Source organism: Limnoglobus sp. (assembly GCF_059499385.1).
In genome coordinates this window covers 1-26,491 of record NZ_JCABYM010000048.1, presented here as the reverse complement: position 1 = coordinate 26,491, position 26,491 = coordinate 1, and the positions used below count along the sequence as shown (strand labels likewise).

Genomic DNA, 26,491 nt, shown 5'->3' with positions numbered 1-26,491 from the left:
AAGTGGGCCGGTCATTTCACGCGGAACCGGAGTTCCGCCTCGCCGATCTTGGCCTTCGCGGGGTCGCCGACGGCGGCGGCCGTCGGCACGATCTCGATGCCGCGGAGCTGCCGGAGCTTCTGCCGCAGCTCGTCCTTCGCCACCCGATCCCTGAACTCCCGGTACTTCCCGATCGGCTGGCCGCGCTTGAGTTCGGACTGCTCCCGCGTCGTCGCCACGACGCGCACCCGCTCGTCGCCGTCGCCGACGGTCGGGGTCGTCCGCAGGGCGTAGCTCGGCTTCGACGGGACGACCTTCGTGATGCCGGCGGAGATTTTGTTGTCCTCCTCCTGGTCGTTCGGGAAGATCAGCACGGCGTTGTCGTCCGCGTCCACGACGAAGACGTAAACCCAGGCGTCCGTGTCCGCCCGAAGGCGGAGTTCCAACGGCGTGTCGGCCGCCATTTGCAGCACGCCGTTCGCGTCGGCCGCGGTTTTCGCGGCCAACTCGACCGACACGCCGAAATCGCCCTTCGGGGCGGGCCACGTCTTGTCATCGACTGCCGGGGGCGTTTTCGTTGCGGCCCGCGTGGTTGCCGACGCGTCGGGGGCCGCAGGCTTGCTGCCGTCGTCGCTCCTGTTCGTGGAGGTTGCCACCGGCTTCGGGCCGGCCGGCCAGAACGCCACGGCCAACCCGACGCCGACGAGCGCGAGAATGCCCGCCGCGACGAGCCAGACGATGACCCGTGCGGCCTTCTTTCGCCCCGCGAAGGTTTCCTGGAGCTGCGTCGCGCTGGCGGCATCGAACGACGCGGAATCGAGGAGGGCCGACGGCGGCTGCGGCCGGTGGACGCCGGACGGCGTGAGGTAACGATCGACGATCGGCGCGAGCGCCGCGGCCAGCGCGATCGCCGTCGGGAACCGGTCGGCCGGCGACTTCTCCAGGCACTTCAGGCAGAGGGCCTGCACGTCGTCCGGGACGGCGGGGTTGATCTCTTTCGGCGGCGGCGGCGGGGTCGTCACCACCTTGATGAGCAGGTCCGGGATGCTCTCGCTGACGAACGGGGCGCGGCCGGTGAGTAGGAAGAACAGGACCGCGCCGAGCGAGTACACGTCCGCGGCGGCGGACACGTCCTTGCTGTCGCGGGCCTGCTCCGGCGACATGTACGCCGGCGTGCCCATGATCTGCCCGGTCCCGGTCATGTTCGGCCGGTCGGCGTCGGCGGTCTGCTTCGCCAGCCCGAAGTCGGCGACCCGCGGCCGGCCGTCCGGGTCCACCAGCACGTTCGCCGGCTTCAGGTCGCGGTGGACGATGCCGTGCCGGTGCGCCTGGGCCACGCCCGCCACGATCTGGGCGAACAGCGCGAGCGCCTTCGGGATCGTCGGCACGCCCTCGCGCTCGACCAGCGCTTTCAGACTCGGCCCGTTCACGAACGGCATGGTGAAGAACAGCCGGCCGTCGATCTCGCCGTAGTCGAAGATCGGGACGACGTTCGGGTGGTCGAGCTTCGCCGTCGCGTCGGCCTCCTGCTTGAACCGCGCGGCCGACGTGCCCGTTTGCTGGAGGCCGAGGACCATCTTGAGTGCGACCACGCGGTCGAGGCCCCGCTTGCGGGCCTTGTACACGACGCCCATGCCGCCGCGGGCGACCTCGCCGAGCAGCTCGTACTCGCCGAACCGGGTCGGGTACGACACCGTCTCCGACCCCATCGGGCCGACGCCGAAGTCCATCATGGCGGACGGCCCGGCGGCGACCGAGGGCGGCGACCGGTACGGCTCCGGGTCCGTGTCCGACTCGTTCGCGATGTTCACGGTCGCGGGAAACTCGTCCGCCTTCCGGTCCTGCCCTTGCCGCGGGTCGTACTCGGTCGTGTTCTCGCTCATGACTCCTCCTCGTCCGAATGCCGCAGGGCGAACCGCGGGCGGGTGTCCGTGCGAGTCGGCCACCGGTCCGCGAGCGGCGCGACTGCGACGGCCGCGGCCCCCAGCAACACGACTTCGGCCAAACCAATTCCACCCCGCCGCGGGTCCGGGACCGCCCCCCTAACGTCCGCCTTCGCCGGTGCATTCGCGGGCGGGGCCACTTCGCCGACCGGCATCGGCGGCGGTGCGGCGTTCGTGGCCGACGGGACGGGGGCGAAGTCGCGGTACAACTGGTCGATGAGTTGGAGGTTCTCCCCCTCGGACTCGCCGAAACCGGCCGTCGGCGCGGTCGGGTCGAGCGGCAGGACCGTCGAGGGCGGGCGGTCCGGCTGGTACGTCGCCAGCCCGAAGCTGCCGGCCGCGCCGAGGCCGCTGCCGGACGAAGCCGGGCTGGCTTCCAGCGTCAACCGCCCCGGCGTCTGGACGGGCTGCGACGGGTCGTTGAATTCGACGACCAGGAATCCGGCGTTCACCGGCCCGCCGCTGCCGCCGATTTCGCCGGCCGCGGTGAAGTTGCCCGGCGTGGCCGCGCCGCCCGGCCCGATGGTCGGCGCGGCAACTTCGGCGATACGCTCGGTCGGGCCGGCGGCCGGCGGCCGCGTGGAGGTGCCGCCGCCGCCCGTGAGCGTGGACAGCACGGGGTCGAGCATCGTCTCGGTCGGGACCACGGACGGGATCGGCGGCGTCAACACAGGCGGCGACACCGACGGCGGGACGGTCGCGACCGGCGGCAAGCTCGGTCCCGCCGGCGAGACCGGCGGTGGGGTCACCGGCGGCGCGGCCTCGACCAGCACGCTCGCAAGGGCCGTCGCCGTCCCGCCGTGGCCGTCGCTCACCGTGTACTCGAACGAATCCGTGCCGGCGAAGCCGAGGTCCGGGGTGTAGACGAGGCCCGCGTCGGTCTGCGTCAACGTGCCGTTGGCCGGCCGGGTCGTAACGATCACCGCGAGCGGGTGGCCGTCCGGGTCGGTATCGCCGGCGAGCAGGTCGAGAACCACCGGCGTCTCGAAGGCGGTTTGCACGGCGTCATCCGTGGCGACCGGCGGGCGGTTGGCCGGCGGCGGGGCGGGTTCGACCGTCACCACGACCGTCGCGGTCACCTCGTTTCCATGACCGTCGCCGACGGTGTAGGCGAACGTGTCGGTCCCCGCGAACCCGGCGGCCGGGACGTACCGCACCTGCCCGTTGACGACGCCCGCCGTCCCGTTGGCCGGCGGGCTGACGCTCAGGATGGACAGCGGGTTCCCTTCGGGGTCGGCGTCGTTCGCCAACACGTCGATCACCACCGGCGTCTCGAAGCTGGTCCTCGCGGCGTCGTCCCGCGGCACCGGGGCCAGGTTGACGGGCGGGGGCGGCGGGAGCTGCACGCCGAGTGTCGTTTCTTGCGACCCGGTGTCCGTCCCGTCGAACACCTCGACGCGGACCGTGAACGTGCCGGCGGCCGCGTACCGGTGCGCGATCGTGCCGATCGGCCCTACCCGGGTGCGTTCGACAACGTCGGACGTGCCGTCGCCCCACACGACGCGGACCGTCCAGATCGCTTCCTGTCCTGGATCGGCGAACCGGCCGAGGTCCACGGTTACGAGTTCCCCGGCCGTCGCGGTCGTCGGGACCGTCAGCCCGGACAACGCCGGGGCGACGTTCCGGACCGTCAGGCCGAGCGGTAGAACCGTCTCGGCGACGGAACCGTTCGACGGCTCGACCGCGGTGGCGACGACGCTCAGCGGGATCGCGCCGCCGTCGCTGTCCTGCGGGGCGGTCACCCGGAGGTTCGCCAGGTCGGCCCGCGTCAGCAGCCAGTCGCCGGTGGCCGCGTCCTGCACCCCGGCGGTCAGGGTGTAGCCCGCCGGCAGCCCGACGATGCGGAACGAAACGACCTCCGACCCGTCGGCGTCCCGGCTCGCGCCGCCGACCGCGAGCGGGATCGCACTTCCTTCTTCGCCGACGGCATCGACAACCGCCAGCGAGGGGGCGTCGGCGACCGCCACCACCGCGAACGGCCGGGTCGCCGTCCCGGCGAGCGGCCCGCCCGTGCCGGCGTTCCCCAAGTCATCGACGAAGATCGCGAACTCGTCCGGCCCGGAGTAGTCCGCGGCCGGCGTGTAAGTCAGTGAGCCGCCGGCGGCGAGGAACAGGGCGTTCAGCACGGCGAGCGGCCCGGTCACGGTCAGCGAGTCGGTCCCGTTCCCGTCGATTACGACGAGCGGATCGGGCCGCAGCGACAGCGCGCCGTTCGTGACGCGGAGCGTGACCCGCACCGGTTCGCCCCCCGCGTCCGGGTCGGTGACGGTCAGGCCGAGGGTTACTGCCGCGTCCTCGGTCGGGTCGAGGACGCTCACGCCGCCGACGGCGGGGGCCTCGTTCACGTTCGTGACGCCGACGGGGAACGTCTGCAGTTGCGTCGTCCCGAAGCTGCCGGTCGCCCGGACGGTGATCGTGCCGGCCGATAGCAGCTCGAAGTTCGGCGATTGTGTGCCGACGCGAACAGTGCCGTCGGCGTCGAGGGTGAAGTCGTACCCGGTCGCGGCGACGAGGACGAACGCGAAGGTTTCGCCGGCCACACCGCCGTTCGCGATCACGATTCCGGCGACGGACCCGGTCGGGCTGTTTTCCGCCACCGCGCCGCCGGCGAGCGCGAGCGTGACGCCGGTGGCCGAGAAAACGGTGACCTCGAACGGTCGGCCGGGTGAGACGAACTGGTCTTCGGCTGTGGTGAAGGCGGGGGGGCCGAAGTCGGTGACGACAAAGTCGACCACTTCGCTTTGCGCCGAGAGAAGGATCGTTCCGGCAAAGCCGGGCGGAGGGGTTAACGTCAAGCCGACGAGTTCGGCCTGCGACAGCCGCCACACGCCGCCGCCGAGGGCGGACCCCGCACTGAGCGACGCCCCGACGGGGAGGCCGCCAATCAAGACGTTGAGCGTTTCGGATCCGTCCGTGTCGGCGAGCGCGGGCGGCAGGATGTTGAGCGGGATCGCGGTCCCCGCCGGGCCGCCCGCGTCTGCGGCGAAGGGGGCCGGTACCGGGTCCGCGACCGGTAACGTCGGGAAGGAGATGAACGGCGGCGGCGGGAGATCGTTCACCAAATCGGCGATGATCGGTAGGAAGGTGCTCACGCCGGCGTAATGCTGTCGCGGCCGGTAGGTCAACGCGCCGGGCACGGCGAGCAATGCGTTGATCGCGTCAACGCCCCCGATCAGCGTGATGGACGAGATGCCGTTGTCGAGGATCGTGACGGTCGGAGACGTGGCGTTCACGCGGAGCGAGCCGGTCCCCCCGTTCGTTGAGAGTGTGACAAAGACGTTGCCGACCGCTTCCGGGGCGGTGAAACTCAGGCCGGTGATGACCGACGTGGTGTCTTCCACGCTGAAGATCGGGTCCGGCCCGATCACCGTCGGCAACTCCGCAAAGTTCGCCACGAAAATCGGGACGGTGACGGTGAATACCGGCTCCGTCAGCCCCGCGAACGTCCGTTCCATCAGGAACGTCATCGAGAAGTTCCGCCGGGCCGCGTCCTCGAAGTCCGGGTTTTCCGTGCCGACCCGGATCGTGCCGTCCGGATCGACGGTGAAGTCGTACCCGGTGGAGGAGACGAGCGAGAAGGTGTAGAGCGCGCCCGGCGTCAACCGCGCCCCGACGAGCGACTCGGCGGTCAGCTTCCCGACGACCGTGCCCTCCGGGCTGTTCTCCGCCACCGTGCCGCCGTCGAACGTCACGTCCGGGATGACTGTCACGTCGAAGGAAGTCACGGTCTGGGACACGTTCTCGCTCGTTCCCGGTACGACCGGGAACAGGGACACCGTGTCCGTGACCTGCACCGTCACGACGAACGTGAACGACCCTTCGACGGCGGGGAAGAACACGAGGCCGGCCAGCTCCGCCGGGCTGAACTGCCACCGGCCGCCGCCGAGGTTCGTTCCCTGGTTGAACGAACCGAACACGTCGTCGATGAAGACGGTGACCGTTTCCGACCCGTCCGCGTCCGCCGACGGCGGGAGCGCGATCCGCACCGGGGCCGTCTCGCCGCGCTGCACCGTGAACGAGTCCGCGTCGGCCGTCAGCGTCGAGGCGACCGGGTCGATGACGACGCCGAGGGACGCGAACACCTGGGCCGTCGGCGTGGACGTGTTCGCGAACGTGACGGCGATGAACGTCGCCCCGGCGAACGTCGGGTCGTCCGCGACGAACGCGATCGCGCCGAAGGTGTCCAGCGCCGCCTGGATCTCCGGCAGCGAACCGATTAGGAGCACCGAAGACGTGTTACTGCCAGCCACGCTCACGCCCGGCGGGAGGAACGCCGGGTTCACGCGGATCGTGCCGCTCCCGGTCGAGAGTTCCAGCAAGTGGACGTGGCCCGGCGCGGCCGCCGGGTCGATCAGGTCCAGGACGTTCGCCAGGTCGGTCGGCAGCCCTTCGGTTCCGAACGCCGTCGCGGCGTTCACGCCGAGGTCGCCGAGGAAGTTTAGCCCGACCGTCACGCTCGCGGTCAGGAACGGGTTCTCCTCGACGCATTCCGTCTCGTAGTGCGCGAAGTCGGAGATGAACTGCGTGACGACGAACTCGGCCCGCCCGACGAACCCCGGCGGTGCGGTGACGGTGATCGAGTCCAGTACGGCCTGCAGGTCGGCCGGGTTGACCGTCCCGAACGTGAACCAGAAGCCCGGCGAGGACGGGAGGATGCTCCCCAGGGCCGACGTGACGGCGAACAGGCTCGGGTCGGCGACGCCGGCGATCTCGAACTGGAGCGACCCGAACTCCGAGCCGTCCTGGTCCGGGAACGGCGTCGCGGCCAGGAAGCCGGGCGAAACCGTGAAGACCCCGCCCGGCAACTCCACCTCGACCGAGCTTCCGCCGGCGACCGTCAGTTCCGGCGGGGAGGCGACCGGGCGGACGCGGACGATGTAATCGGCGAAGTCGAACTGGAAGGCCGAATTGACGGCCTCGGCCCGGACGGCGACCTCGCCGCTGAAGAACGGCCGAGGTACCACGTCGAACCCGCCGGCGAGGAACGCGGCGAGCTGCGATTGACTGCCGGTGATCGTCAGGACGCCCGTGCCGTCCCCGGTGGCGAGGGCGGCGGCCGGGTTGCCGGGGCGGACGGCGAACGTGCCGAGCGGGCCGTCGAAGTCGTCCGCGATGCGCAGGGTCAGCGTCGCGGTTTCCCCGCCCACGGCCGTCGGGACGGCGAGCGTCACCGCGGCCGGGCCGACGAACGCCGCAGCCGACGGCGTCACGCCGTTCTCGAAGATCGTCAGCCGGGCCGGGCCGCCGAGCCGCGGGTAGTCCGGCGTCGCGACCGTGACTTGCGTGAAGAAGCTCGCGCTGCCGACGTTCACCGCCTTGTCGTTCGGCGCGGGGAACGACGGGAACGCCGCCCGGTCCTCGACGAACACGGTGGCTAAGACCGAAAGCTGGCCGTCGAAATCGAGCGGCGGGTTGAACGTCAGCCCTGGGATGTCGGCGAACTCGACGCGCCAAGTGTTCGTCGCCGGGTCGAAGACGCCGGCCGACAGGGCCGACCCGGAAGGCAACTCGAAGACGGCGTAGATCGTTTCCGACCCGTCGGTGTCCGGCGTCGGCGGGACGAGGAACCCGATGGGGACGGGTGCGTTCACGGCCGTGCGGACGAACGGCGGGATGTACACGCAGTCCGGTACGTCCGGGTCGGGCAGGAACCGGACGCGGGTGGCGTTTCCGCCGCCAAGCCCGTCCGGGTCGATCACGTCCACCGTAACGACCGACTCGCCGCTGTAATTGTCCCCGATGAAGTTCGACACCCCGACCTTCAGCAACTCGTTGAGGGCCGGGAGCGTGCCGGTGAGCGTCAGCACCGGCGTGCCCGCCCCGGCGATCGTGACGCCGGCGGGCACGCCGGCCGAGAAGGCGAGGGGGTCGAGCCGCCCGCGGCCGCCGCGGACGAACACGGTGTACGTGCCGTTCGGCTTCGAGGCGAAGTCCGGGTCGGCGATCTGGAACGACCGGTCGAGGACGGTCCCGTTCGACAGGACGACCCGCCGGAACAACGCGCTACCGTCCTCGTCCGCGTCGAACGTCGCCGGGGCCGAAACGGTCGGGCGGACGAGCGGGGCGGCGAACACGACCTCCAGCGTCGTGACCGCCTGCCGGGTTGCGACGGCCGTTTCCGGCGGCAGCCCGAGCAGCGGGAACGTGGCCGCGTCCTCGATTCGCGCCCGAACCGTCAGCGCGAACGTCACGGGCGGGGAGAGCGTTTCGCCCGGCGGCGGCGGGGGGACGACCGGCAGGCGGATCGTCAACCCGTCCAGCTGCGGCCGGGTGAGTTGCCACGCCCCGGAGCCGAGGTTCGTCCCGGCGGAAAGGGTCGCGCCGTCCGGCACGCCCGTGACGAGGACCGCGAGCGTTTCGGACCCGTCGCGGTCGAGCGTCTCTTGCACCACGATTGCAAGTGGCACGACCTCGCCCGGATTCCCCCGGACGGCGTGCAGCACCGACAGCGCGGGGACGGTCGCCACCGGCCGGGCGCGGAGGATTGTCGAGTCGAACCCGCGGCGGCCGTCCGGGGCGGTCAGCTCGGCCGTCAGCCGCACCTCGCCGCTGTACCCGTTCGGCGGGTACGTCAGCAGGTTGTTGAAGACGTAGTCCTCGATCACCCGCAGGTCGCCGCGGAGCGTCACCCGATCGCTGCCGCTGCCGGCCGCGGTCAGGCCGAGCGTCTCGACGAAGACCGGGTCCACGAAAATCGTCCCGCGGTCCACCCGGACGGTGTACGCATACCCGGCCGTGGACGCCCCGGTCGGGTCGCTCAGCGCCGCCGGCAGGAAGATGACGTTGTTCCCCGGCGGGGCCTCGAACGAGGACGCGCCGTCGAACAACTCGACGACCGGGGCGGTTCGGGTGTCGATCCGCAGCGGCCGCAGGACATCGGACGAAACCTTCGTCTCCTCCCCGAACGTGAGGGTGGCGCGGTCCACGGCGAACGTTTGCACGGTAAGCTCGAGTAGTCCCGGCCCGCCGACCGGGACGGTGACCGTTAGCCCGGCGAGCTGGTCGGCCGGCAACTCCCAGAACGTGCCGTCGGCGGACAGGTTCCCGCGGTTGAACGTCACGCCGGGGGCGATGCCGCGGACGTTCACAACCGGGACCGTTTCGGACCCGTCGCGGTCGATGAGGTCGATGCCGATCGAGACCGGGATCGGAACCCCGGCTTGCCCGAACGCCGGGGACGCGACCGACACCAGCGGCTCGGCCGCGACCGGTAACACGTCGATGGTCGCCTCGGCGGTCGCGGTAACGCCGCGGGAATCGGTGACTTGATACCGAACCAGGCCGATGCCGCTAAAGAACGCGGGCGGGGCGAACCGGACCCCGCTGGAGAGAAGGAAGTCGTTGATGGCGGTCGAAGTGCCGCCGAGTTGGACGAGCGACCCGGTCTGCGACACGTTCACGCCGAACGCGGCGGCCGCCGCGGCGTCCACGGACAAGGACCCGGCCGTCGTGGTGATCGTGAAGGCGTAAATGTCGTTCGGGTCGTTGCTGCCGACGGTGAACTGCAAGGCCGAGGCGTCCTTGAGGATCGCGATCGTGTTTTCCTCAATCGGCGGGATGCCAACGTCGAGAAGCGCCGCCGGCACGAATGCCCCTTGCGTGCCGAGTTCGGACGTGCCGTCCGGGTCGGTCGGGTCGAGGTCGGTCGCGGTGGCCGTGAAGAACTGGTAGGCCGCGGTCGGCAACAAACCGTTCGCGAACGTCAGTTGTGGCGTAGCTGTCCCGGCCGCGGTCGTCGTCACGTCCACGAACCCGAGGAACACGTCCGCCTGCGTCGTCATCGGGTTGTTGACATCGTTCGCGAAGAACTCGAACCGGTAGGCCCGGTTCGGCCGCCCGGCGAAGTTCGCGGTCAGCTTCGTCGTGCCCGCGCTCGTGAAGACGCCGACCAGTTCCGGCGAGTTGATGCCGCGGTTCGGGATGGTCGTCGTGACCGGGCCGGGCGGGTTCCGGCCGGCGTTGCCGAGGTCGATGCCCAGCCGGGCGTTCCCGACGATGCGGTTTTGCGAGAAGACGTTCCCGAACGCGGTGGACGGCGGGATCGGGGCCGAGCGGATGCCGCCGCCGTTGCCGACGATGGCGTTCCGCTCGACGCGGACGGCCTGGGTGCGGAACCCGACCTCGACGCCGTTGTCCGCGTTCGCCTCGATCCGGTTGCCGGCGACGAGGACGTTGGCGGCCGTCTTGAAACTGCCGCCGTCCACGAAAACCCCGTCCTGGCCGTTGTTCGCGACGAGGTTGGCTTCCAGGTCGTCGAAGACGCCGTTGCCGTCCGTCCCGACGCGGACGTTGGTGGACCCTTCGAGGATCGCGATGCCGGTCCCGCCGTTGCCGAGCTTCCCGGCCCCGTCCGCGGTCGTACCGACGAAGTTGCCGGCGACGACGGCGTTCGTCGTGTTCGTCACGACGATGCCGTCGATCCCGATGCCGGAGAAGACGTTCCGCTCGTTCGCGTTGAAGACGTCGTTGCTGCCGTCCGTGCCGATCCGCGTGTTCGTCGCCCCGTCGCGAACGTCGATGCCCTTGCCGAAGTTTCCCAGGGAGGCCGTGCCGGCGGCGTTAACGCCGACGTAGTTGCCGGCGAACACCGTCCCCGAGGTCCCACTCCCGGTGACGGTAACGATGGTACCGCTCCCGCCGATGACGTTCCGTTCGGCGGCGTCGGCGACGCCGTTGCCGTCCGTACCGATGCGCGTGTTCGTCGCCGCGCCGGAGACGAACACCGCACCGCCGGCGTTCGCGAACGCCGCGGAGCCGGTGGCGGTCGTGCCGATGAAGTTGCCGGCGATGACCGTCGCCGCCGCCGCCCCGGTCACGAACACGCCGCGGCCGACGTTGCCGGAGATGAGGTTCCCTTCCGCCGCGTCGCCAGTGCCGTCGCCGTTCGTGCCGACACGGGCGGACGGCGCGCCGTTGATGACGACGCCGTCGCCGTTGTTCGACGTGATCTGGTTGCCGGCCACGACGGTGCTGTTCGTCGTCGGGCCGGACACCTGCACCCCACCGGAGGCGTTGCCGACGATGACGTTGCCCTCGAAGGCGTCGCCGACGCCGTCGCCGTTCGTGCCGATGACATTATTGCGTGCGAACCCGCCGAACGCGCTGACGGCCACGCCGAACCCGCCGTTGCCGAGGGTCGCCGTGCCGATGCGGTTGCCGGCCACCCGGTGGCCGTCCGACGCGACGCCGAAGTCGCCGTCGTTAATGCCCACGCCGCCGGCGGCGTTGCCGGCGATGAGATTGCCCTCGACCGCGTCGCCGACGCCGTCGCCGTTCGTGCCGACGATCGCGCCCGCGGTGATGCTGATCGCTACACCCAGGCCGGTGTTGGCGAGTTTCGCCGTGCCGGCGAGGTTCGTGCCGATGATGTTGCCGGCGATGCGGTTGCCGGCGGCAGCCTGGAACAACTGCACGCCGGTGCCGACATTGCCGGAGATCAGGTTCGCTTCCAGAGCGTCGGATACGCCGTCGCCGTTGGTCCCGATCAGTGCCGTGCCCGCCCCGCGTTCGATCAGAATGCCGCCGTTGCGGTTCGGCAGGGCGGCCGTGCCGGCGAGGTTGGTGCCGATGCGGTTGCCGGCCACCCGGTTGCCGGTGTTGAAAATCGTGGACTGGAAGGCCCCGTCGATGTCCACGCCATAAGCGTTGCCGGAAATGACGTTCCGCTCCAGGTCGTCACTCACGCCGTCGCCGTTCGTACCGACGATCGCGTTCGTCTGCCCCAAATCGAGCTCGACGCCGCTGCCGAGGTTACCAATGACGGCCGTGCCGGCGGCGTTCGTGCCGATGAAGTTGCCGGCGATCCGTAGGCCCGTCGTTTGCGCGGCATCGATGCCGCCGCCGCCACCGGAAATGACGTTGCCTTCCAACGCATCGCTGATGCCGTCGCCGTTCGTCCCGATGATGAGAGCGGCGGCCCGGCTGACGAAGATGCCGACGCCCGCGTCCGGGCCGAGGGCGACCGTGCCGTCGGTGCCGATGCGGTTGCCGGCGATACGGGTCGTCGTCCCCGCGGTGGCCGTTTGGTCGGTGATGAGGATGCCGTAGCTGACGCCGCTGTCGATGAGGTTGCCCTCGACCGCGTCGCCGACGCCGTCGCCGTTCGTGCCGATCACCGTACCGCTGACGTTGCCAGCGATGAGGATGCCGCCGGTGTTGTTGTTGCCCGGCAGGGCGGCCGTGCCGGCCTTGTTCACGCTGACGTGGTTGCCGGCCACGACCGTGTTGGCCGACCCGCCGTCGATCTGCACGCCCGGACCGCCGCGGTTGTCGGTGTCACTGATGCGGACGATGCTGCCGACGATGGTGTTACGTTCCAGCGTGTCGCTGGTGCCGTCGCCGTTCGTGCCGATGCGGACGCCCGTGCTGCCGGTCACTTGGATGCCGGCACCGAAGACTGCCAACGACGCCGTGCCGGCGGCGTTCAGCCCGATCAGGTTGCCGGCGATGATTGTGTTGAGCGTGCCGTTCAGCCGCACGTCGCCGTTGATGCCGCCGATCGGTGTGACGCCGTTGCCGGCGATCTGGTTCCCCTCGGCCGCGTCGCCGACGCCATTGCCGTCGGTGCCGATGATCGTGCCGGGGGCCTGACCCTCGACCCGCACGCCGATGGCATTGGACAGCCCGGCCGTACCGGACGCATTCGTGCCGATGCGGTTCCCCGCGACCCGCGTGTTGACCGCCCCCGCGCCCTCGATCGAGACGCCGCGGCCCCCGTTCCCGGAAATGAGGTTGCCTTCCAGACCGTCGGACACGCCGTCGCCGTTGGTTCCGATCCGGGTGTTCTGCGTAACGTCCGTGGCCGTGCCGAGAATCAGAACGCCCGCCTGTAAGTTCCCAATTGCGGCCGTCCCGGCCGCGTTCGTACCAATGCGGTTTCCCGCCACGACGTTGTCGAAGCTGCTTCCCGTAAACGCGATGCTGTTGATGATGACCCCGTTCACCCCGTTGCCGGAAATCACATTGCCCTCGGCGGCGTCGCCGACGCCGTCGCCGTTCGTCCCGACCACGTTGCCGGACGAGAACGCGATCTGAATCCCGTTGCCTTTGTTCGGGAGGGCCGTCGTACCGGTCGCGTCCGTGCCGATGCGGTTCCCCGCGATGCGGTTGGCGTTGCTCGCGAAGCTCAGCCCGACCCCGGTACTGTTGTTCCCGGAGATGAGGTTGCCTTCGAGGCCGTCGCTCACGCCGTCGCCGTTCGTCCCCACGAGGTTGGAGCTGGACCGCGGGAAGAATTGAATGCCGCCGCCGCCGTTCGCGACCGCGGCGGTGCCGGCGGCGTTCGTGCCGATCCGGTTCCCCGCGATGCGGTTGCCGGTAGCGTCTTCCAGCGAGACGCCGACCGTCGCGTTCCCCGAGATCACGTTGCCTTCGAGGTCGTCCGACACCCCGTCGCCGTCGGTCCCGATGATCGCGCCTGTTTGTGCGACACCGATGCCGCCGAACCGAACGCCTTCGGCCGTGTTCGGGATCGCGGCCGTACCCGCGGCGTTCGTGCCGATGCGGTTGCCGGCGATCCGAAGCCCCGTTACGCCGCCGGCCAGGACGCCATTGACGTTCCCCGAGATCACGTTCCCTTCCAGCGCGTCCGACACGCCGTCGCCGTTCGTGCCGATGATGACATTCTTGCTCCCGCCCGCCGCGAACACGCCGACCCCGACGGTGGGACCGAGGGCGACCGTGCCGTCGTTGCCGATCAGGTTGCCGGCGATCCGAACGTCCCTCGTGCTGCCGCTTCCGTCGCCGGTAATGACGATCCCGCTGCCCAACCCGCCGACAATCTGGTTGCCTTCGACCGCGTCCCCGATCCCGTCGCCGTTCGTGCCGATGATCGCGTTCGTCGTGCCCTCGCGGATGACGATGCCGCCGCCGGTGTTCGCCAGGGCGGCCGTTCCGCCCGCGTTCGTCCCGATGAAGTTGCCCGCGATGACGACGTTGGTGGCGCGGGAAACGTCCACGCCCGCGCCGTTCCGTTCCGGCGCGCCGTTGCCGGAGAGGATGTTTCGCTCGGCGAGGTCGCCCGACCCGTTGCCGTCCGTACCGATGCGGGTGTTACTCGCGTCCTGAACGATGACGCCCGAAAGCCCGTTGCCAAGACTTGCCGTGCCGGCGGCGTTCGTGCCGACCCGGTTGCCGGCGACGACGGTGGTCGTCGTGGTCGAACCGCGGATGAAAATGCCGCCGGCGGTTTGTCCGAACAAGAACGAAGCGGTCAGGCCGTTCGCCGAGATGAGGTTGCCTTCGAGGTCGTCGCCCGCGCCGTCGCCGTCGGTGCCGATGACCGTGCCGGTCGCCCCGCCTTCCACCAGCACCCCGGTCTGCGAGTTGCCGAGGGACCCGTTCCCGTCGGCGGTGGTGCCGATCCGGTTGCCGGCGATCCTGGTCCCGACCGCGCCGTTGGTAACGTGAAGGCCGAGGCCGCTGTTCCCGGAAATGAGATTTGCCTCGGCCGCGTCGTTCAACCCATCGCCGTCGGTCCCGATCACCACCCCATTGGTTGCAAACCCGACGAAAACCCCGGTCCGATTCCCACGCGCGGCGTTGCCGGCGACGGTCGTGCCGATCCGGTTTCCTTGTACTCGGACGTTGGTGGTCGTGCTACCGACAACCTCGACCCCGGCCAACGTGTTGGAACTGATGACGTTCCCGCGGACCAGGTGGCTCACCCCGGCGACGCTCACCCCCTGGCCGGCATTCCCCAGGGCGACCGAGCCGGTCACGTCCACGCCGATGTAGTTACCGAGAATCGACGTGTTCTCCCGCGACGGGCCGGCGTAGTTGCTGCTGATCGCCACGCCGGTCGCGCGGTTGCCCGAGATGACGTTTCGGAACAGCGGGTCGTCACTGCCGACCAGCACCGGGGCGGAGGTGCTGTCGATCCGGATGCCCTCGCGGTTGCCGAGCGCCTTCGTGCCGGTCGCGTCGGTCCCGATGAAGTTGCCCTGGATGGTGTACCCGACGGAGCCGCCCAGGCCGGTCGTGAAGATCCCCTCGCGGGCCGTTCCGGCGATGACGTTGCCCTCCGTCAGCGTCCCGCTGCCGACGATCCGCCCGCCGATCAGCGTGCCGGCCGACATGCCGGTGATGCCGTGCAGGTACTCCGGGTCGGCCAACGCGACGGTGCCGGTGCGGTCGGTTCCGATGTAGTTGCTCTGGATGGTGTTGTTGCCGCCACCGGTGTTGCCGTTCAGCCCGATCCCGATCGCGACTCCGGCGATGACGTTGCCCGGAAGCCCTGGGCCGACCCCGCCGCGGCCGCCGATCATGTTGTTGGACGCCCCGTTCGTGACGAGCACGCCGACGGAAGAGACTGGCACGACCGGGCCGATCAGGGCAGTGCCGGCGGCGTTCAGTCCGATCAGGTTACCGGACACCCGGTTTCGGTCCGTACCCGAGCCGTTGATCTCGATAATCGCGACCGGGCCGCCGGCCAGCAAGTTCCCCTCGGCGGCATCCCCCTTCCCGTCGAGGTTGGTCCCGATGACCGTGTCACTCGCCCCACCATCAACACGGACGCCGTTGATGACGTTGGCCAACCGGGCGGTGCCGTCGGCGGTCGTACCGATCCGATTCCCGGCGATGCGCGTGAACCGCGTGCCGGTGCCCGTGACGTACACCCCGTGGTTGACCTGATTCACCCCGTTGCCAGAAATCAGATTGCCTTCGGCCGCGTCTCCGGCCGACCCGTCCCCGTCCGTCCCGATGACGGTGTTCACCGCCCCCCCGTTGACGAACACGCCGTGCCCGAGGTTTCCGAGTTTGGCTGTGCCGGCGGCGTCCGTGCCGATCCTGTTACCGGCGACCACGGTGCCCGTCGTGTTGCTACCGGTTACCAGGAGCCCGCTACCGACGTTCCCGGAAATGAGGTTCCCCTCGACCGCATCACCAACGCCGTTGCCGTCGGTGCCAATCACCGTGCCGGCCGCGCCGGCGGCAACTTGCACCCCGGTTTGTCCGTTTCCCAGGGCCGCTGTCCCGGCAGCGTTCGTCCCGATTCGGTTGCCCACGATCCGGTTGCCGGCCGTTCCCGCCCCGGTGACCCTGATCCCGTTGACGGCGTTACCACCGATCAGGTTGCGGTCCGCGGCCGCCGGCCCGCCGATCGTGTTTCCAGTCGGCCCGTTAAAGATCAAGACGCCGTCCAGCCCGTTGCCGACCGCGACGGTCCCGGCGGCGTTCAACCCGATGACGTTGCCAGCGATCGTGCCGTTGGTCGCCGCCCCGCCCGCCCGGTAGATGCCGTGCCGGCTGTTCCCGGAGATCACGTTCTGGCGGTAGACCACCCCGGACCCGAACGAGTACACGCCCGAGTCGGTGTTGGCGACGGCCGCCGTGCCGGCCCCGTTCGTGCCGATCCGGTTGCCGATGATGGAGGTCGCGGCTCCGCCGTCGAACACGCCCTGGAAGAAGTTACCCGACAGCAAGTTCCCTTCGTTCGCGCCGGTCCCGCCGACCACGTTGCCGGTGCCCGAGACGATCTTCACCCCGTCCAACCCGTTCGCCGCGGCCGCGGTCCCGGCCGCGTTCGTGCCGATGTAGCTGCCGTACACGACGTTATTGTTGCCGACGATGTAGATGCCGGCCCCGTGGTTGAGGCTCGCGTCGTTCGGGTCGCGGCGGAACCGGTTGATGACGAGGCTGCGGACGCTGGACCCGCTGCTGTTAATCCACAGGCCGTCCACCCCCACGCCGGCCGACGTGCCGGCCAGCTCGATCAACGGCGTGTCGATGAATCCCGGCTGCGTGCGGCCGTCGATCGTGACGGCCTCGGTAATGATCGGCAGGGCGGACAACGGGGTGATGGTTTGGACGCCGCTGCCAGGAATGGCGAACGTGATCGTGTCCGGCCCAGACGTGGCGTTGGCCTGCGTGAGCGCGAACCGGAAGGTTCCCGGCGTCAACGCATCGGACGTGCTCGTGACCCCAAACGTCGCCGGAACCTCGCGGCCTTCGAGGTGCTCCAGTGTCAGCCGCGTCCTGCGTTTTCTCGTGTCCTTTAGGCGAGTGTTTAATCGCCGAAAATACAAGTGGGACGCAAACATGCGCAATTCGCCTGGGCGGGGAAAGCTATCATGCTCGAACGAATGCAGAGTATCTTCGCACAGTTATAGCGACCGAACAATTCCTTTTTGGCACAGTAAATCCGAAAAATCCCGCCGGGTCGCGGGATCGTAAACCCTCGGAAGGACTTCAACCGGACTTGTCACGGAGTTGAAACGTCTACCACTCGTCTTTCATTACGGACAGGATCAGGGCGGGGATTCAAAATTCTTGCGGATCATCACACCGGTCGCGGCAACATCCCGACCGCGGCGCGGACGAGTTCCATCGTCATCGTCGCCTCGGCCCGCGCCTTCTCGGCCCCGGTGCGGAGGATCGCCTCGACCCGATCCGGGTTGCCGGCCAAATCTTTCCGCCGGACGCGGGCGTCGGCGAAGTAGCCGTCGATCTTCTTGAGGAGCATCTGCTTCGCGTCACCGTAGCCGAACGGGTTGCCGTTCCGCGACTCGGCGTCAAGCATCGGGTTCTGGTACAGGTCCGCCAACTTCGCCACCTCCTCGGCGGTCGCGAACAGCTTGTAGACGGCAAAGGCGTTGCAGGTGTCCGGGTTCTTTGGGGCTTCGCGCGGCGTCGAGTCGGTGACGATGCCCATCACGGCCGTCTTCAGTGCCTTCCCCTCGGCGAAAATCTCGATCGTGTTGCCGTAGGACTTGCTCATCTTCCGACCGTCCGTGCCGGGGACGGTCGGTGTCTCTCCGAGTTGCTCCGCCGGCAACGGGAAAACCTCGCCGTAAGCCTGGTTGAAGTACCCGGCGATGTCGCGGGTCATTTCCAGGTGTTGGACCTGGTCCTTGCCGACCGGCACGACGTTCGACCGCACGATCAGGATGTCCGCGGCCATCAGGATCGGGTAGGTGAACAGCCCGACCGTCGGCGTGATCTTCTGGGCAACCTTGTCCTTGTATGACGTGGCCCGTTCCAGCAGGCCCATGCCGGTGACGGTGGACAGAATCCACGCCAGCTCGCACACCTCGGGCACGTCGCTCTGCCGGTAGAAGCACGCCTTGTTCGGATCGAGGCCGAGCGCGAGGTAGTCGAGGGCCACGTCGCGCACGTTCTCGGCGAGGATGTCCCGCGCACTCTTCCACGTCTTCTTCCCGGCCTTCTGGGCGGCTTCGGCCTCGCGGGCCTCGGCCTCCTTGAGCGTGGTGAGGGCGTGGTAGTCGGCGATGAAGTAGAACGCCTCGCCGGCGTCCTGCCGGGCGATATGCTGGCGGATCGCCCCGAAGTAGTTGCCGACGTGCAACTTACCGGACGGCTGGACGCCGCTGAGGATTCGCTTCGCGGTCGGGGTCGCCACCATCGGTCGCTCCGCACGTCAGTTGCACTTTACCCGATCATCCGGACACACTTAAAGTATGCCCGGTTCGGTCGCCCGCCATCACCGAGAACGCACGGCATGGAAACCGCCCTCGCGCATCCCCCGTTACAGCCGACCCCGCCGGACGCGGAGAAGCAGGCGGAATTCCTACTGGACGCGCTCAAGCAAGCGGTCGCGACGCCTGGCGAGCACCGCCTCTTCCGCTGGGGTAAGCTGAGCGGACTGTTCCCCAGCCGCGTCGGCCCGTCGGCGGCGGCGGCGAAGCGAGCGCTGGCGGACGGGCTGTTGGAACACGTCCGGACGGAGGCCCGCGGCAAGCTGATCGTCGAGTGGGTGCGAGCGAGGCCGTGGGCGGTCGAGTACCTGCACGACCACGACTCGCCGAAGGCCGTGCTGCGGGAACTGCAGGACGTGATCGGCGCGACCCGCGCGGGCGTGCCGGTCTGGATGGCCCAGGCCCGCGACGAAGCGGCGCAGCTGGCGATGCGGTTCGAGCACACGGCTCGCGAAATGATACGGCGGTTGGACGCCCTCGCGGAACGGGTCGAAGCTGCGCTGCAACGGGTGGAAATCGCGACGCCAACGCTTAGCCACGGGCTGATCGAACGCATCCCGTGGGCGGAAGCCGCGTTGACGTACCTCGACCACCGAGGGGCCGGCGGCGCGGGGTGGTGTCGGATGAGCGAGTTCTTCCAGGCGGCGAAGTCCGGGCAGCCCGACCTGGGCGTGACTACCTTTCACGACGGCGTTCGCAAGCTCTACGACGGCGGGCTGATCCGGCTGTCGCCCCCCGCCGACCCTGAGGCGATACGCGAGCCGGAGTACGCCGTCGAGATCGACGGCCAGATGATGTGGGTCGTCGGCCGGTGAACTAAAACGGCCACTGCTTGCCGAGGGCGGCTTTCTGAGCCGCCGTGATCTTCGCGATACCGTCCGCCCCCAGGTCGAGAAGGCGGTCGAGTTGCTTGCGGCTGTACGTCGATTCCTCGCCCGTGCCTTGAACTTCGATGAACGCCCCACTGCCGGTCATCACGAGGTTCAAATCGACTTCCGCGTCCCGATCCTCGACGTACTCCAGGTCCAGCCGCTCCTCGCCGTGCACTAGGCCCACGCTCGTCGCGGCGACGCTGTCCTTCAAGATCGACTCGATCGGCGATTCGAGTTCCTTCTTGATGGAGTGCAGCGCGTCCACGACGGCCACGAATGCCCCGGTGATGCTCGCCGTCCGCGTGCCGCCGTCCGCGTCGAGAACGTCGCAGTCGATCCAGAGCGTCCGCTCGCCGAGCTTCGACAGGTCCACGACGGCCCGCAGGCTCCGGCCGATCAGCCGCTGAATCTCGACCCCGCGGCCGTCCACCTTTCCGGCCTTGTCGCGGGCCTTGCGGCTGTTCGTCGAGCCGGGGAGCATCCCGTACTCCGCCGTCATCCAGCCCTGGCCCTTACCCTTCAGGAACTCCGGCACGTCCTTCGCGATGCTGCACGTACAGAGCACCACCGTGTCTCCGCACTTGACGAGCACGCTGCCGGCGGCGTTCCTCGTGTACTTGCGCTTGAAGGTCAGGGGCCGGAGTTGGTTCGGCTTGCGGTCGTTCGGTCGCGTCATCCCCTCAACCTACGAAGATGCTTGGAGGCCGAGCCGGTTTCAGGAACCATTTTCTTGACAGTAATCCTTGTTCTGCCTAGAGTTGAAACCACGGACACCTCGTCGAACCACTCTCTCCGCGGCCGCGGTGGAGGTTTACGTGACCAAGAAAGAAATCGTCAAGCAGATCTCCGAGAAGGTCAACCTGACCCAACTGAAGACGAAAGAAATCGTGCAGATGACGTTCGACGCGATCATCGCCACCCTGGTCACGGAAGGGCGGATCGAGTTGCGGAAGTTCGGCGTGTTCGAGGTCCGCCAGCGGAAGGCCCGCAAGGCCCGCAACCCGCGGACCGGGGAGGCCGTCGAGGTGCTGCCGAAGAACGTCGTGACGTTCCAGCCGGGCAAGGAGATGGAGGAAGAAGTCCGCAACGCGAAGGTGGTTACGGCGAAGCGGAAGACACGGAAGGCCGCGCCGCGGCCGCTCACGGTGCCGGCGGAAGTCGAGCCGAACGGCGCGATGCTGGCCCCGGCCGGGGTCGTCGAGGCGGTGCCGATGGACGAGATGCCGCTCAAGCCCCGCTGAACCCGGTCCAACGTGTCAAATCGGTGAGGGCACGGGGTCTGGGAATCCGCGCGGAACGATGCCAACGATTCCGGTCGTGCCGAATTCAAGTCTTGTATCAATTCTGCCGATGACAAGCCCGAGACGGATTCGACTTCCACGGAGGGGGCGGGCCATGTTCCGCAAACTGGTGTACCTGGCGGTGATCGTGACCGGGCTGGCGGGGAGCAGCGGCTGCCTGATGAACCAGTACGCGGCCGACCCGAACACGCGGATGGAGCAACTCATCAACCAGTCCGAAGACCAGCGGCAGATCGGCGAGTTCTGGCGGCGGTTCTGGCACAACGACCAGCCCAGCCACCTGACGCCGGCCCGTATCCACGGCGGCATCTAACCGAGGGCGTACCGGGTACTCAGTACCCGGTACCGGGTACTGAGTACCCGGTACCGGGTACTGAGTACTCAATACCCCTTTCACGGCGACGACCACCCGGCCTTCCGGGCGGCCTTCTGCGCGTACATCTCCTGATCCGCCCTCTGGTACGCGGCCGTCAGCGCGTCGCCGTTCGCGAACGTCGCCGTGCCCCACGCCACGACCAGCGTGTGCGTGCCGGTCACGCCCGGCAGCCGCTGGTTGGCCAACCCGCCGTCGATGGCCGCCAGCCGGTTCCGCAACTCCGCCTCGCTGCCGCCCGGCATCACGATCACGAACTCGTCCCCGCCGATGCGGAAGATCGGGTCCGTGACCCGGAACTTCGCCACCAGCGCGCGGGCCACCAGCCGCAACGCCGCGTCCCCGGCCGCGTGCAGGTGCGTGTCGTTCAGCCGCTTCAGGTCGTTCAGGTCCACGACGGCCAGGCAGCCGACGTACTGGGCGTTACTCGCGTGCGCCCCCTGCCACTCCTCGAACGCGCGGCGGTTGAGCAACCCCGTCAGTCCGTCAGTCCGGGCGACCTTCTCCAGTTCCAGCTTGGCCGCCGCGAGTTCCACGTTGTTCGCTTGCAGTTGGTCGCGGACCCGCTCGCACGCCAGGATGACGGTGCCGAAAACGATCAGTAACTCGACCAGCGCGTCGAACAGGACCGACAGCCAGACGAACGTGAACTCCGACTCGATCGACGCGTTCGACCCGCTGAGCAGGTAGGCTTGCACGAACATCAGGCAGGACAGCGCCACGAGGCCGACGCGGACGATCGGCATTCCCACGGACGCCGCCGCCGGCCTCGCGAACCGGGTCGCCGGGAGCGCGGCCAGGAACAACATGCCCAGGAGCAGAAAGTGGAACGGCTGGACGGCGTGGGACGTGCCCAGCGCCCACGGGGCGACGAGGCCGAACAGGCCGAACGGCGCGATCCGCCACGCGTCCGATAACGCGAACGGCCGGTCGTGCGTGTACTCCCGCAACCCGGACCAGAACAGGAACGCCGTCACGTACCCGCCGACGGCGTAAACGCCGAAACTCGCCCGCCCCACCCAGCTCCTCGGATCGACCTGGAACGTGACGTACAGGAATCCGAGGGCGACCGCGAGGGTGACCGCGGCCAAGGCCCAGGACGTGAGGAATCGGACCTGAATCGCCCGCCCGAGCTGCCACAGGAAGAAGGCAACCAGGCACGTGCCGATCGACTGAATCGCGACCGCGGTGAGGACGAACCCCATGTCTCGGCTTCGTAGGTGTCGGCGGCGGGGGGTTACGGGTTAGCGGACATTATAACCATCGAGCCGGGCCACACCCGCGTTGCTCGTGCGACAGTTGCATTTTCCCCGATTTATCGCCCGTACAACTCCCCCACGTGGGCCGCCGACTCGCGGGCCGACAGCCACTCGCCGACCTCGGCCGTCTCCGCCAGGATCGCCTCGACCGCCTTCCGCTCGTCCGACACGACCTGCGCCACCTCGGTCGGCACGGGCAGGTACGCCCGCTGGAACTCTTGGTTGAGCTTCGCCTCGAGTTTCTCTCGGAACTCGTCGCGGATCGACGGCCACCGGACCGGGAAGACGAGCGAGATGAGCATGTGAAGGAGGATCAACACGCCAATCGTGGTCAGCGGCGGGATGAGGAAGTTCGTGACCGAAAGGCTCGCCTCCGGCACCGTGAACTTCCAGAGCACGATTAAGAAACTCGAGATGAACGTGGCTTCGGGCAGGTAGTTGGCGAGGAGGCGGACGACACTTTGGACGACGGCCTTCGCCCCGGTCGGGTTCGTGAACTCCCGCTCGACCTCCGTGAGGCCGTCGAGGAGGGTTCGCGTGTACCGCTCGTCCCAGTCGAACTTCGAGACGGCCGCCGTCCGCTCGTTCAGCAGCGCGACCGGGAACCCGCCCTGGTTCGCGTCCACGAGCAGCTTGTTGACCAGCGCCGCCCCCCGCTGGTCGAGGACGCGGTCCCCGGCGGTGCGGGCGCAGCCGTGGGCGAACGCGGCGAGGTCGAGGTCTTCCGGGGCGGCCGGTTGGGCGGCGCTCGGCAGCGAGATCGCGCCGCGGAGTGGCCGCCACGAGTACCGCATCGTCGTCAGCCGTAGGTACGCGGCCATCAGCCCGCGGAACCGGTGCTGGCCGCGGACGTTGAACTGCTGCTCGATCTCCGTCCTGTGCGGGTCCAGGGCCACGACGAGCACTTCGGCCGATACGCGGGCCTCTTCCGTCAGCAACTTCGTCCACGACTCGCGGACCTTCCCCGCTTCGTCCGTCAGGTCCGGCGGGCGAACGGCCTCCGCCGATTGTGAAACGTGGGCAAGCAACTGCCCGACGCCGCGGGCCTTCACAGACTCGATTTCCAGCCGCGTCAGCCCGAGTTCGATCCAGTCCTTCAGCTCCTGAAACTGCTCGCCGACCGGAAGCCCCTCGGCCGGAACGTCCCGCCCGGCGGCCGCGGCATCGACCCAGAGCTGCGCCGTCGTGCGGAACAGCCGCGGGTTCTCGAACCCCTCGGCCTTCAAGTCCTTGAGCAAGTCCTCGTCCGGCCGCACGCCGGTCGGCCCGGTTTGGACGCACCGGTCCCACTTGTTCAGCACGAACGCGAACGCCCGCCGCAGCCGCTGCTCCTTGAACAGTTCCCAACCGAGTTGGTCGTGGTACTTCTCCTGCGAGCCGACGTACAGCACCACGTCCGCGACCGGCAGCAGGGCGATGAGCTTCTCGCGGTTCGCGAGGTCGTTGCTGTCCACGTCCGGCGTATCGACGATGATCTTGTGGGCCAGCGCGTCGCGGTCGTGGCGGACGAGCCGGCACAGCCGCAGGGCCGGGTCGAGCTTGTCCGGGTTCACCGACTGGTGGAAGTAGACGACCGGGTCGCGGGTCGTCGGCCGGGTGAACGACGCCTGCGCGACGGCGGCCCCGGCCAGCGCGTTCATGAGCGTGGACTTGCCCACGCCGGTCCCGCCCATGAGCATGACGACGAGCAGCGGGTGGTCCACGTCGAGCGAGTCGGCCTTCCGCTTCAGGTCCTCCGTCAGCCCCTCGATCTCGGCGCGGTAGACTACGGGAACGGGGTGGAGGTGGTGGTAGTCCAGCCAGGCGCGGAGCCGCCGTTCGAGGCCGCGGAGCAGCGGGGCCAGCGTGCGGAGGAACGGGGCTTCGGACGGTGCGGCCACACTCATGCGGGTTTCGCGGGCGGTGAGGGGTGGACGAGTTTCGCCAGGTCACGCAGCACGTCCGGCACGCGGCGGAGGACGAGTTGCAATCGTTCGACGGCCGACCCGCCGGTGGCCGGGAGTTCTTCCAGCCACGTCGCGAGCGGCGTCGTGATGTGTTCGCTTAGTAGGGACTCCCGCTTCGCCCGCGCCGACGAGCGGACGGTTTCGACCTTCGCACGGATGGCGAGTTCGGCGACCGAGTGGCTGACCGCCGCCGCGATCGGAATCAGAATCAGGTGATACCAGTTCGGCGGCCACGTGAACGCGACCGTCGCGCCGACGGCAGCCGCGTCCACGGCCAGCTTGCCGAACCGCAGCCCGCCGAGCAGGCCGGGGTGGGCCGACAGCTTTTCCGTCAGTGACCGCCCGGCGTGTTCGAGTTCGTCGCCCTCCTTCAGCTCGAACTGCCGGGCGAGAACCTGGAACTTATCCATCGCGAGCTGGTTCAATCCGGAGTCGAACGCGCGAGCGACTTCCTTCCAAATGGTGTGCGACCCGGCCCGCCGCAGGCTCTCGGCGCGGATCGCGTCGAGCCAGCTCGTCATCGCGTTCGCGAGGACGGTCTGTTCCGGCAGGTTCGGCATCTCGCCGGTACCCCCGAGTTTCACCAGGAAGTCGCGGGCGTAGGTGAACGGCGTGCGGAGGATGGAGAACCCCATCTCGACGTACCGCGCCGGCCCCGGCGGGGCGAGCATGTCAATGAGCTGTTGCCGCGTGCGGTCGAACCGGCGGAACGGCTCGCCGACGAGATACTCCTTCCGATATCGCTCCTCGAACGTCCGCCGGCCGGTCGCGACCGTCGCCTTCCAGGCGTCGAGTTCGGCGAGGTCCTTCCGCGCGACTTCGAGCAGCCCTTCGGAAGACGTTTCGAGGTACTTCACGGCGTTGCGGGCCGTCCGGTCGCGGGCCTCTGCCGCGGACTGGCACAGGACGAGTACCTGATTCAGCAGTTGGACCCGGTGTTTCGCCCCGGCCTTCGCGGGGTCGGTGCGTTCCTTCTCGGTCAGGCTCGGTATCGCGACGACGGGTACGGCCGGGATGTCGCCGGTGGTTTGAAGTTTGGACAGAACTTCGGCTTTAAAGTGTTCGACGAGCGGGGCCGCGTCGGCCTCCTTCATCTTCGTCAGCACGACGACGACGGCCTTCCCGGCCTGCACGAGCAGTTGCAGGAATTGTGTTGGAATCTCGTCGTTGTACCGCTCGTCGGACGCGACGTATACGACCACGTCCGCCAGGGCCGCGACCTCGATCAGCCGGGAGACGTAGCCGGTGGAGGCCCACGTCGTCATGTCCGGGCAGTCCCAGAGGACGAACTCCGCGAGCGGGTCGTTCTCGCCAACGGCCGGGATGCGGTGGACCTGATACACGTCCTCGTCGAGGTTCGCCGGCTTCTTCTCAGAAAGCCGTCGAAGCGGGCCGAGGAAGCCGAGGTAGGACGGCCACGGCGACGTTTGCGAGGCCGGGACGTAGGCCGTCGGGTGGCGGGTGTACCCGGCCTGCGGGTTCGCGTCCGCGACGACGGCCCCGGCCAGGAAGTTCGCGACCGTGCTCTTCCCGGCCCCGGCCCCGCCGACGACGGCGACGTGCAGCGGCGTGGCCGGCTGCTTCTCCAGCGACCCGCCGACGACGTTCCGGGCCAGCGCAGCCGCCAGCCGGAGGTGGCCGGCGTGCCGGGCGAGGTCCGGCTGCTTGCGGCAGTGCCCCTCTAGCCAGTCGTAGTCGGCGACCAGCTGCGCGAGCTTCGCCCGGTAGTCGTGTGGTTCGCTCATGTTCGCATTTCAACAAATCGGCCGGGAGAGGCAACCGGATTTACCCCGGACTCACGACCGGAACGTCGGCCTCGCCCGCAAATCCGGCCGCCGGTCCAGGGCGAACGCCGTCGGCGGCACGCACGTCGGCTGGCCGAGAATCAGTTCCGTCACGAACCGGGCCGTGCCGAGGGACAGTTGCACGCCCGCCCGGTGGTGGCCGACCGCGGCGATCACGTTTTCGTGCCCCGGAACCGGGCCGATGAACGGCACGCCGTCCGGCGATCCGGGCCGTAGCCCGGCCCACGCCGCTTCCTGCTCCGCGTCCGCCAGCGCGGGCACGACTGCGTTCGCGAACGCCCGCAGGTCGGCCAACCCGGACGCCGTGGTCTGGTTCTCGAACCCGGCTTCCGGTTCTTCCGTCGAGCCGACGAGGATTCGCCCGTCCCCGCGCGGCACGAGGTAGCGCTTGTCGAAGATGAGCGTCCGCCCTAAGTACCCGGCCGAGGTTGTTTGTGTCTTGTTCCCTCCCCCCTTGGGGGGGAGGGTTAGGGAGGGGGGTGAGCTCCCTTCCCCCGACGCGATCCTCACCGGGCGGGGCAGGCGGGGGGGGGGGGGGGGGGGGGGGGGGGGGGGGGGGGGGGGGGGGGGGGGGGGG

The 26,491-nt window shown here is 69.0% G+C and carries 11 protein-coding genes; 3 read left to right on the top strand and 8 right to left on the bottom strand.

The features are described 5' to 3' along the window. Positions 1 to 11: 11 nt before the first annotated feature. From AC5JJ2_RS09055 to trpS, 3 genes are all read right to left on the bottom strand, one after another. Positions 12 to 1,862: a serine/threonine-protein kinase gene (locus AC5JJ2_RS09055; protein ID WP_495857656.1), complete on the bottom strand. Its 1,851-nt coding sequence runs from the start codon at positions 1,860 to 1,862 to the stop codon at positions 12 to 14. After that, the gene (locus AC5JJ2_RS09050) at positions 1,859 to 16,822 is read right to left on the bottom strand and encodes a cadherin-like domain-containing protein (RefSeq protein WP_495857655.1); all 14,964 of its coding nucleotides are present in this window, start codon (positions 16,820 to 16,822) and stop codon (positions 1,859 to 1,861) included. Before AC5JJ2_RS09050 ends, AC5JJ2_RS09055 begins: the two co-directional genes overlap by 4 nt. Before the next feature lie 380 nt (positions 16,823 to 17,202). Further along, on the bottom strand, positions 17,203 to 18,285 hold the full coding sequence (trpS, locus tag AC5JJ2_RS09045; protein ID WP_495857654.1) for a tryptophan--tRNA ligase: 1,083 nt from the start codon (positions 18,283 to 18,285) through the stop codon (positions 17,203 to 17,205). A 96-nt stretch (positions 18,286 to 18,381) separates the two neighbouring features. Here trpS and AC5JJ2_RS09040 point away from each other — a divergent pair, with 96 nt between their 5' ends. Beyond that, entirely contained in the window at positions 18,382 to 19,173 is a 792-nt protein-coding gene (locus tag AC5JJ2_RS09040; protein ID WP_495857653.1) for a hypothetical protein, read from the top strand. A 1-nt stretch (position 19,174) separates the two neighbouring features. Here the strand turns inward: AC5JJ2_RS09040 and rph are convergent, their stop codons facing one another. After that, positions 19,175 to 19,906 (bottom strand): ribonuclease PH, encoded by a 732-nt coding sequence (gene rph / locus AC5JJ2_RS09035; RefSeq protein WP_495857652.1) that lies wholly within the window; start codon positions 19,904 to 19,906, stop codon positions 19,175 to 19,177. Between the two features lie 139 nt (positions 19,907 to 20,045). Here rph and AC5JJ2_RS09030 point away from each other — a divergent pair, with 139 nt between their 5' ends. Both AC5JJ2_RS09030 and AC5JJ2_RS09025 read left to right on the top strand, forming a co-directional pair. Continuing rightward, positions 20,046 to 20,471: an HU family DNA-binding protein gene (locus AC5JJ2_RS09030; protein ID WP_495857651.1), complete on the top strand. Its 426-nt coding sequence runs from the start codon at positions 20,046 to 20,048 to the stop codon at positions 20,469 to 20,471. 154 nt (positions 20,472 to 20,625) lie between these two features. Beyond that, positions 20,626 to 20,844 (top strand): hypothetical protein, encoded by a 219-nt coding sequence (locus tag AC5JJ2_RS09025; RefSeq protein WP_495857650.1) that lies wholly within the window; start codon positions 20,626 to 20,628, stop codon positions 20,842 to 20,844. An 80-nt stretch (positions 20,845 to 20,924) separates the two neighbouring features. On the opposite strand, the gene AC5JJ2_RS09020 is transcribed toward AC5JJ2_RS09025, so the two are convergent. The 4 genes from AC5JJ2_RS09020 to AC5JJ2_RS09005 form a co-directional block, all read right to left on the bottom strand. Further along, positions 20,925 to 22,109, bottom strand: coding sequence for a GGDEF domain-containing protein (locus AC5JJ2_RS09020; protein WP_495857649.1), 1,185 nt, complete (start codon positions 22,107 to 22,109; stop codon positions 20,925 to 20,927). A 110-nt stretch (positions 22,110 to 22,219) separates the two neighbouring features. Further along, a complete protein-coding gene (locus tag AC5JJ2_RS09015) occupies positions 22,220 to 24,049 on the bottom strand; it encodes a GTPase (RefSeq protein ID WP_495857648.1) in 1,830 nt (609 codons plus the stop codon). Then, positions 24,046 to 25,854 carry a GTPase domain-containing protein gene (locus tag AC5JJ2_RS09010; protein WP_495857647.1) on the bottom strand — a complete coding sequence of 603 codons (1,809 nt, stop codon included), beginning with the start codon at positions 25,852 to 25,854 and terminating at the stop codon, positions 24,046 to 24,048. Before AC5JJ2_RS09010 ends, AC5JJ2_RS09015 begins: the two co-directional genes overlap by 4 nt. A 51-nt stretch (positions 25,855 to 25,905) precedes the next feature. After that, positions 25,906 to 26,424 (bottom strand): NAD(P)/FAD-dependent oxidoreductase, encoded by a 519-nt coding sequence (locus tag AC5JJ2_RS09005; protein ID WP_495857646.1) that lies wholly within the window; start codon positions 26,422 to 26,424, stop codon positions 25,906 to 25,908. Between the last annotated feature and the right edge of the window lie 67 nt (positions 26,425 to 26,491).